Below are 8,602 nucleotides of genomic sequence, written 5' to 3' on the forward strand. Positions count from 1 at the left end.
GTCGTGGCGCAGCGGCCCGCGCTCGGCGCGCTGCCGGCCGGGGTTGGTCTCGGGCACGCGCAGCAACCAGGCGCCTGCGACCAGGGCGCCCGCCGCGTGCACCACGTAGGTCAGGTGGGTGGGCCACGGACCGAACTGGGCGAGCATCGCGGCGGCGCCCGCGCCGGCGAGGAACCCCGTGGTCAGCGACAGCGAGCCGCGCCGCGGACCCACCGCGCGGCTCCCGGTACGGGCACTGAGCTCGGTGATCCAGGTGCTGCCCACTGCCATCGCCAGCCCGAGCGCGACGCCGCACAGCACGCGGCCGACCGCGAGCACCAGCGGGCTGGTCGGGTCCAGGGCCAGCACCAGGGAGCCCAGGGCACCGATCGGCGCGGCGGGCAGCAGGAGCGGACGGCGGCCGTGCCGGTCCGACAGCGGCCCGCCGAGCAGCAGCGCCGGGACGATGCCGAACACGTACGCCGCCAGGAGCGCGTCGACCATGACGTCGCCGATGTGTCCCTGCTCGCGGTACATCACCAGCAGCGGCGTGAACTCGTTGCCGCCCCACGCGACGGCCGCCAGCACGGCCGCGACGGGCCACCAGGTGCGCGGCCCCACGGGGAGCCGGTCGGCGGCAGGGGTGTCCCCGGGAGGCGTTGGCGGCATGACCACATCCTCCGCATCAGATGCCCGGGCGAACAACCTGCGCGGCTGTGAGGGTGCGCACAGGCCGAACCTCGCCCACGCCCGCGTAGGTGCTACCCGGGCTACTTGCTCCCGGCCGGGTCCACAGGGCTCGCGTCCGCGTCGGCGGTGTCGGCCTCCGGCTCGGTGGCCGTGGGCTCCGCCTCAGCTTCCTTGTCGGCCTTCCTGGCCTCGGCCTCGTCGCCGGTGGCCCCGTTCCCGGCGTCCTCGTCCTCCGGCTCACGGCCCGGCACGTAGACCGAGAGCTCCGGCTCCGGGTGGCGGCGGCCCTGCACGACGATGATGGCGACGCCCAGCAGCACCGCGACACCCGACGTCCAGATGTTCGCGGGGATACCCAGCGGCGCGTCGCTCGTCGGGTCGATGCGGATGGACTCGAGCCAGCTGCGGCCCAGGCCGTACCAGATGAGGTACAGGCCGAACATGCGGCCCCAGCGCAGGCCCGCCCCGGGGGTGCCGCCGTCGGCCAGAAGGGCGTCGTTGCGGCGCACCACGCGGCGCTCGATGAACAGCAGCACCGCCACGCCGATGAGGTTCCAGATCATCTCGTACAGGAACAGCGGGTGGAACAGGGTGCCCTCGGGCGTACCGGCGGGGAACATCGGCGCGTCGGAGCGGATCTCCAGGCCCCACGGCAGCGTGGTGGGCAGGCCGAACAGCTCCTGGTTCACGTAGTTGCCGAGGCGGCCGATCGCCTGGGCCACCAGCAGGCCGGGCGCGAGCGCGTCGGCGAACGACCAGAAGCGCAGGCCGGACATGCGGCAGCCGATCCAGACGCCGAGCGCGCCGCCCAGCAGCGAGCCGAACAGGGCGTTGCCGCCCTCCCAGATCCGCACCCAGGCCCAGGGGTCCACACCAGGGCCGGTGAAGTCACCGAGGTGCGTGAGCACGTGGTAGATCCGGGCGCCGACGATGCCGATCGGCACCGCCCACATCGCGATGTCGATCGCGATCCCGGGGGCGGCTCCGCGCGCGCGGAGCCGCCGGTCCGTGATCCACGCGGCGGCGACGATGCCCGCCAGCAGACACAGGGCGTAGGTGTGGATGGTGAGGGGGCCCAGGCTGAACTGGGACCACACCGGGTCAGGGCTGGGGATACTGGCCGGAAGCACGACCCGAAGGTACCGCGATCCGGCCCTGATGTGGGCATCGGCCCGGCGTGCCGCGCCGCCGGAGCGCCGTCAGCGGCGGCGCTTCTCCCGCACCCGCACCGAGATCTCGATCGGCGTGCCCTCGAAGCCGAACGTCTCGCGCAGGCGACGCTCGATGAACCGGCGGTAGCCGGCCTCGATGAATCCCGTGGCGAAGATGACGAACCGCGGCGGACGCGTCGAGGCCTGCGTCGCGAACAGGATGCGCGACTGCTTGCCGCCCCGCAGCGGGTGCGGGTGCGCGGCCACGAGCTCGCCCAGGAACGAGTTGAGCTTGCCCGTGGGGATGCGCCGGTCCCAGGACGCCAGCGACCGCTCGATCGCTGGGACCAGGCGCTCGCTGTGCCAGCCGGTGCGCGCCGACAGGTTCACCCGCGGCGCCCACTGGATCTGCACCAGCTCCTTCTCGATCTCGCGCTCGAGGTAAGGGCGGCGGTCCTCGTCCATGAGGTCCCACTTGTTGTACGCGATGACCAGGGCCCGGCCGGAGTCGACGACCTGCTGGATCACGCGGATGTCCTGCTCGGTCAGCGGGGCGGAAGCGTCGACCAGCACCACGCCCACCTCCGCCTTGTCGATGGCGGCGGCGGTGCGCAGCGACGCGTAGAAATCGGCACCCTTGGTCTGGTGCACCCGACGGCGGATGCCCGCGGTGTCGACGAACCAGTACGGGATGCCGCGCAGCTCGATGAGCTCGTCGACCGGGTCGCGCGTGGTGCCCGCGACCTCGTCGACGACGACGCGCTCCGAGCCGGCGATCTTGTTCAGCAGCGACGACTTGCCGACGTTCGGCCGGCCGACGAGCGCCACGCGGCGCGGGCCCGAGGGCCGCAGCGTGCCGTGCGCCGACTTCGTGGGCAGTGCCTTGACGGCGGCGTCGAGCAGGTCGCCCGTGCCACGACCGTGCAGGGCCGAGACCGGGAACGGCTCCCCCAGGCCCAGGGCCCACAGGTACGCCGCGTCCGCCTCGCCCGACGCGCCGTCCACCTTGTTGGCGCACAGCACGACCGGCTTGCCGGAGCGGCGCAGCAGCTCCACGACGCGCTCGTCCGTCGCGGTGGCGCCCACGGCGGCGTCGACCACGAAGACCACGGCGTCCGCCAGGGAGATCGCGACCTCGGCCTGCTCGGCCACCTTGGACTCGATGCCCGCGACGTCGACCTCCCAGCCGCCCGTGTCCACGAGCATGAACCGGCGGCCGGCCCACTCGGCCGGGTAGGACACGCGGTCGCGCGTCACGCCCGGCTTGTCCTCCACGACCGCCTCGCGGCGGCCGAGGATGCGGTTCACCAGCGTCGACTTGCCGACGTTCGGGCGGCCGATGATCGCGAGCACCGGCAGGATCTGCTCGGCCTCGGACTCCTCGTCGGACCACTCGGAGTCCAGGAGCGCCTGGTCCTCCTCGTCGAGCTCGAACTCCTCGAGGCCGACACGCAGGGCGCGCTCGCGCGCGACGTCGTCCTCGGTCTCGGTGAGGTCGAGGTCCGGTGCGACCGGAGCGGCAGCGTCCAGGGCAGCATCGTCTCCGGCCACCGCGTTCAGGGCAGCCTCGGATGCAGAGGAGTCGTGGGTCATGCGCCCATTGTCGCAGGCCCGACCCGCTCCGGCCGACCCGCGGGCGTATGACCTACCCCACCGCGCCGGCAGACCGCGCCGTCAGACCGTGCTGGCGGCCGCCCGAGCCTGCGCGACCACGGCGAGCACCGCTTCGACCGTCTGCTCGAAGTCGAGGTCGCTGGAGTCCACCGTCACCACGCCGTCCGCGGCGACCAGGAACTGCGTCACCTTGGCGTCGTCCTGGTCGCGGCGCAGCACCTGGTCCTTCGTGGCCTCCACCGCGCTCGCGTCCGCCGCGCCGTGCACCTCCAGGGACCGGCGCCGCAGGCGCGCCTCCTCCGAGGCGATGAGCAGCACCCGGACGTCGGCGTCGGGCGCCACAACCGTCGTGATGTCGCGGCCCTCGGCCACGATCCCGCGGCCGCCCGACTGCACGGCCGCCGGACCCGACTCCTGGTCGATGATGGCACGCTGGAGCCGCTTGAGCTCGGCACGCACGTCCAGGTTGGACGCCACCTTCGACACGTTGGTCGTGACCTCGGTGGTGCGGATGACCTCGGCCACGTCGCGGCCGTCCAGCTCGACGCCCGGCGCCTCCGGGTCCAGCCCCATGACCAGCGGCATCACGCCCACCGCGGCGGTGACCGCCGCGGCGTCGGCCAGGTCCGCCGTCTCCATGCTCCACACCGTGGCCGCCCGGTACATGGCCCCCGTGTCGAGGTAGGCCAGGCCGAGCCGCGCCGCGACCGCCTTCGACACGCTCGACTTGCCGGAGCCCGACGGCCCGTCGATGGCGATCACTACGGGGCTGGTCACAGATAACTCGCTCTCGTTGAGTGGTGTTCGGGTGAAAGGGTGTTCGGCCCGGAAGGCTACAGGTCCACGGCGTTCATCAGGGTGCCGAGCTCGGTCCGGCCCAGCACGCGGGTGCGGCCTGCCTTCAGGTCGCCCAGCGGGATGGGACCGATGCGCGTGCGCACCAGGCGCTTGACCGGGTGCCCGACGGCGTCGAACATGCGGCGCACGATGCGGTTGCGGCCCTCGTGCAGCACGACCTCGAGCATCGCCAGGCCGTCGATCTGCTGGAGCACGTGCACGGCGTCCATCTTCGCGACGCCGTCCTCCAGCTCGACCCCCTTCAGCAGCTCGCGGCCGACGCGCGGGTAGACCTCGCCCTCGACGGTGACCAGGTAGGTCTTGGCGATCTGGTACTTGGGGTGCGACAGGCGGTTGGCGAGCTCGCCGTCGTTCGTCAGCAGGAGCAGGCCCTCGCTGTCGGCGTCGAGCCGGCCCACGTGGAACAGGCGCTCCTCGCGGTTCTTGATCAGGTCCGCGACCGTCGGGCGGCCCTTGGGGTCGTCCATCGTGGAGACGACGCCGAGCGGCTTGTTCAGCGCGATCGTCACCTTGTCCTGGTCGAGCTGGATGCGCAGCCCGTCCACGTGGATGACGGCGGTGGCGGGGTCCACCCGCACGCCGAGCTCGGTGACGATCTGCCCGTCCACCTCGACGTGCCCGTTCGCGATCAGCTCCTCCGACGCACGGCGCGAGCCCAGCCCCGCCTGCGCGAGCACCTTCTGCAGGCGCACACCGTCCTCGACGTGGACGTCACGGGCCGGTTCGGTGGGCTTGGCCGGCCGACGGCGCGGCGCGTTGGCCTGGGCGCGGCTCTTCGCGGAGCTGCCCCCACGGAAGTTCTGACCGCCCTGCTTGCCGCCCGGCTTGCCGGAACGGGCAGGGCGGCGCGGCTGCTGGCCGTCACCGGACTCGCGGCGGCTCCCGCCGCGGCGTTCGTTACTCATGATTCGTCTCTCGGTACGGGGGAAGATCTACGGGAAAGGGCGCGCGCGTGGCTGGCGTAGGGGCCTCGGGCAGGACTAGGAGTCCAGCCCGTCGAGGCCGTCGATCATGTCCAGGTCCGGCAGGTGCGGCGCCAGCGGGGGCAGCTCGTCGAGCGACGAGAAGTCCATCCGCTCTAAGAAGTATCCCGTGGTTCCGAACAGAACCGCACCCGTGCTGGGGTCCTGGCCGATCTCGGCGATCAGCCCGCGGGTCAGCAGGGTGCGCACCACGCCGTCGACGCTCACGCCGCGCACCGCGCTCATCTGGCCACGCGTCACCGGCTGACGGTACGCGATCACGGCGAGCGTCTCCAGCGCGGCCTGACTCAGCTTGGCCGACTGGCCGTCCAGCACGAAGCGCCCCACGGGGTCGGCGTGCGCGGTCGAGGAGTAGATGCGCCAGCCGTCGACCGTGCGGCGCAGCTCGAACCCACGCGGGCGCGAGCCGAGGTGGCCGGCGTACTCGTCGGCCAGCTCGTGCAGGATGTCGTCGGTCTCGTCCTGCGTCAGGTTCAGCGCGGCCGCGATCCGGTCGGCGCCGATCGGCGCGTCGGCCACCATGAGCACGGCCTCGACCGCCGCGTGCGCGCCGCCCGGGAGCGTGTGCACGTCGACGAGCACGGGCTCCTCGGGTGCGGTGGTCGCGACGGCGGCGGTCCCGGCGTCCAGCTCGGCCTGCGGGGCGTGTTCCTCGACGGTCATGCCGTCGCCTCCGTTCCGGGCCCCGCGAGGTCCGCGTGCGCCGCTGTCGCGTCTGCTGTGGTGTCCTCGGCTGCCGTGGTGGCGGTCGCCGTCGTGTCCGTCACCGTGACGTCGGCCGGTTCCGCGGGCGCCGGGGCGTCGTCCTCGTCGAACTCGCTCGGGCCGGCCGCCGGGTCGAGGTACTTGCCGCCGTCGCCGGGCCCGGCGGTCCACCGGACCGTCAGCTCGCCCAGCGGGCTGACCTGCTCGAACCCGACCAGGGCGTCGCGGAACAGCTCCAGCAGCGCCAGGAACCGGGCCACGGTCACCAGGCGCTCCGTCCCGGCCGTGAGCGACCGGAACGTCACCGAGCGTTCGGCCCGCAGCCGTTTGACGATGACGCCGGCCTCCTCGCGCACGCTGACCGCGGAGCCGTGCAGGTGCGCGAGCCCGACCACGGGCGGCGGCTTGGGCGCGAGCACCTTCGCGGCGAGCTCGGCCAGCCGCTCCGGCGTCGTGTCCCAGACCAGCTCCGGCAGGATCGCCGCCAGGTGCGGCTCCAGCGGCGCGAGGCGCGGCACGCGCCGTCCGGTCGACGCCATCTGGTCCGCGAGGACCTTGGAGACCTCCTTGTACGCGCGGTACTGCAGCAGCCGGGCGAACAGCAGGTCGCGGGCCTCCAGCAGCTCCAGGTCCTCGGCGTCCTCGTCGACGACGCCGGGCAGCAGGCGCGCGGCCTTGAGGTCCAGCAGGGTCGCGGCGATCACCAGGAACTCGCTGGCCACGCCGAGGTCCCACGACTCGTGCACCTCGCCACGCTCGGCGGCGTCGCGGGAGGCCCGCTCCGCCTCGCGGATGTGCGCCACGAACTCGTCGGTCACCACCGCGAGCGCCACCTCGGTGACGTCCATCTGGTGCTTGGCGATGAGCGAGAGCAGCAGGTCGAACGGGCCCTCGAAGTTGTGCAGCCGCACCTGGAACATGCGCGACGACGACCGCTCGGCGGGCTGCGCCTCGACGACGTCGGCCGGCTGCGCCACCTCAGGCTCCGCCGTCACCTGCACGACGTCGGCCCCCTGCGCCACCTCCGCCTCAGGCAGCGTCGCCACGGGCCACGAGCTCCCGGGCGAGCTGACGGTACGCGGCGGCGCCGGGGTGCCCCGGCGCGTACGCCGTGATGGGCTCGGCTGCGACCGTGGCGTCGGGGAACTTGACCGTGCGCCCGATGATCGAGTGCAGCAGCGTGTCGCCGAAGGCCTCGTGCACCCGGGCCACGACCTCCCGGGAGTGGAGAGTGCGCGAGTCGTACATGGTCGGGAGGATACCGTCGATCTCGAGGGCCGGGTTGAGCCGGTCCCGCACCTTCTCGATGGTCTCCACCAGCAGCGCGACGCCGCGCAGCGCGAAGAACTCGCACTCCAGCGGGATCAGCACGCCGTGCGCCGCCGTCAGAGCGTTCACGGTGAGCAGCCCGAGGCTCGGCTGGCAGTCGATGAGGATCACGTCGTAGTCGTCGATCACCGGGCGCAGGGCGCGGGCCAGCACCGACTCCCGGGCGACCTCGCCCACGAGCTGCACCTCCGCGGCCGACAGGTCGATGTTCGCGGGCAGCACGTCGAGGTTCTCGATGCCTGACGGCAGCACGACGTCGCCGACCTCCACGCCCCGCTCCATGAGCAGGTTGTAGACCGTCAGGTCGAGCTCGTGCGGGTTGACGCCGATGCCGACCGACGCGGCGCCCTGCGGGTCGAAGTCGACCAGCAGCACCTTGCGCCCGTACTCCGCCAGGCAGGCGCCGAGGTTGATCGTCGTCGTGGTCTTGCCCACGCCGCCCTTCTGGTTGCACATCGCGATGATGCGCGCCGGGCCGTGGCTCGCCAGGGGCGCCGGCTCGGGCAGGTCCGGCATGACCCGCCCCACGACGTCGCGCACGATCTCCGAGTCGTCGGGAGCGCCGACGACCGTCTTGCCGAGAAGAATGTCGGTCATCGTGCTCGCTCCTTCCGGGCTGGGTGCCTCGCTCACGCCCGCCACGCTATACCAGAGTGTGGGCGCTGCCCGGCTCGAAGCCCCGGCGTGGCGTCGTTCGGCTAGCGCGCCCGGGGGTGGGCGGCGGCGTAGACCTCGCGCAGGGCGTCGGGGGTGACCATCGTGTAGATCTGCGTGGTCGTGACCGAGGCATGTCCCAGCAGCTCCTGCACCACGCGGACGTCGGCCCCGCCGGACAGCAGGTGGGTCGCGAACGAGTGCCGCAGGGTGTGCGGCGAGACATGCTCCGTGAGCCCGGCCCGCGCGGCGGAGGCCTGCAGCGCGGCCCAGGCGGTCTGCCGAGACATGCGCGCGCCGCGCGTGTTGAGGAACAGGGCGGGCGTGCCCCGGCCGGCCGCGGCCAGCGCAGGACGGGCCCGCACCAGGTAGGCCTGCAGCGCGTCGCGGGCGAACGAGCCCACGGGCACCACCCGCTCCTTGGACCCCTTGCCGAGCAGCCGGACTGCGGTGCTGTCCCCCACGCCGTCGACGTCGAGGCCCACGATCTCGGAGATCCGCGCGCCCGTGGCGTACAGCAGCTCCAGCAGCGCCCGGTCCCGCAGCGGCAGCGGCCCGTCGCCGGTGCCCGCGGCGTCGAGCAGTCCGGCGACGTCGTCGACGGACAGGGCGTGCGGCAGCCGCCGCATCTGGGTCGGG

At 73.0% G+C, this 8,602-nt stretch carries 9 protein-coding genes; all 9 read right to left on the reverse strand.

Annotated features, from left to right (window positions below; genetic code table 11):
- Positions 1–648: MFS transporter (locus PROKR_RS28715; protein WP_245606012.1), on the reverse strand; the 648-nt coding region annotated here is incomplete at its 3' end.
- A 101-nt stretch (positions 649–749) separates the two neighbouring features.
- Positions 750–1,799, reverse strand: a complete 1,050-nt coding sequence (lgt, locus tag PROKR_RS28720; protein ID WP_036970884.1) for a prolipoprotein diacylglyceryl transferase — start codon at positions 1,797–1,799, stop codon at positions 750–752.
- A gap of 69 nt (positions 1,800–1,868) precedes the next feature.
- Positions 1,869–3,413 carry a ribosome biogenesis GTPase Der gene (gene der / locus PROKR_RS28725; RefSeq protein ID WP_036970886.1) on the reverse strand — a complete coding sequence of 515 codons (1,545 nt, stop codon included), beginning with the start codon at positions 3,411–3,413 and terminating at the stop codon, positions 1,869–1,871.
- A gap of 81 nt (positions 3,414–3,494) precedes the next feature.
- Entirely contained in the window at positions 3,495–4,211 is a 717-nt protein-coding gene (gene cmk / locus PROKR_RS28730) for a (d)CMP kinase (protein WP_036970888.1), read from the reverse strand.
- Between the two features lie 56 nt (positions 4,212–4,267).
- Positions 4,268–5,197, reverse strand: a complete 930-nt coding sequence (locus tag PROKR_RS28735; protein WP_036970891.1) for a pseudouridine synthase — start codon at positions 5,195–5,197, stop codon at positions 4,268–4,270.
- Positions 5,198–5,272: 75 nt separating this feature from the next.
- On the reverse strand, positions 5,273–5,938 hold the full coding sequence (gene scpB / locus PROKR_RS28740) for an SMC-Scp complex subunit ScpB (RefSeq protein ID WP_051433471.1): 666 nt from the start codon (positions 5,936–5,938) through the stop codon (positions 5,273–5,275).
- On the reverse strand, positions 5,935–7,026 hold the full coding sequence (locus tag PROKR_RS28745; protein ID WP_036970893.1) for a segregation and condensation protein A: 1,092 nt from the start codon (positions 7,024–7,026) through the stop codon (positions 5,935–5,937). Before PROKR_RS28745 ends, scpB begins: the two co-directional genes overlap by 4 nt.
- Positions 7,010–7,906, reverse strand: a complete 897-nt coding sequence (locus PROKR_RS28750; protein WP_051433472.1) for a ParA family protein — start codon at positions 7,904–7,906, stop codon at positions 7,010–7,012. Before PROKR_RS28750 ends, PROKR_RS28745 begins: the two co-directional genes overlap by 17 nt.
- A gap of 101 nt (positions 7,907–8,007) precedes the next feature.
- Positions 8,008–8,602: tyrosine-type recombinase/integrase (locus PROKR_RS28755; RefSeq protein WP_036970895.1), on the reverse strand; the 595-nt coding region annotated here is incomplete at its 5' end.

The sequence above is a fragment of the Promicromonospora kroppenstedtii DSM 19349 genome (assembly GCF_000515355.1).
Taxonomy (GTDB): domain Bacteria; phylum Actinomycetota; class Actinomycetes; order Actinomycetales; family Cellulomonadaceae; genus Promicromonospora; species Promicromonospora kroppenstedtii.

Excerpts from the sequence above, each read along its gene's own strand:
- der (WP_036970886.1), bottom strand. The coding sequence starts at position 3,413 with ATGACCCACGACTCCTCTGCATCCGAGGCTGCCCTGAACGCGGTGGCC.
- PROKR_RS28735 (WP_036970891.1), bottom strand. The coding sequence starts at position 5,197 with ATGAGTAACGAACGCCGCGGCGGGAGCCGCCGCGAGTCCGGTGACGGC.
- scpB (WP_051433471.1), bottom strand. The coding sequence starts at position 5,938 with ATGACCGTCGAGGAACACGCCCCGCAGGCCGAGCTGGACGCCGGGACC.
- PROKR_RS28750 (WP_051433472.1), bottom strand. The coding sequence starts at position 7,906 with ATGACCGACATTCTTCTCGGCAAGACGGTCGTCGGCGCTCCCGACGAC.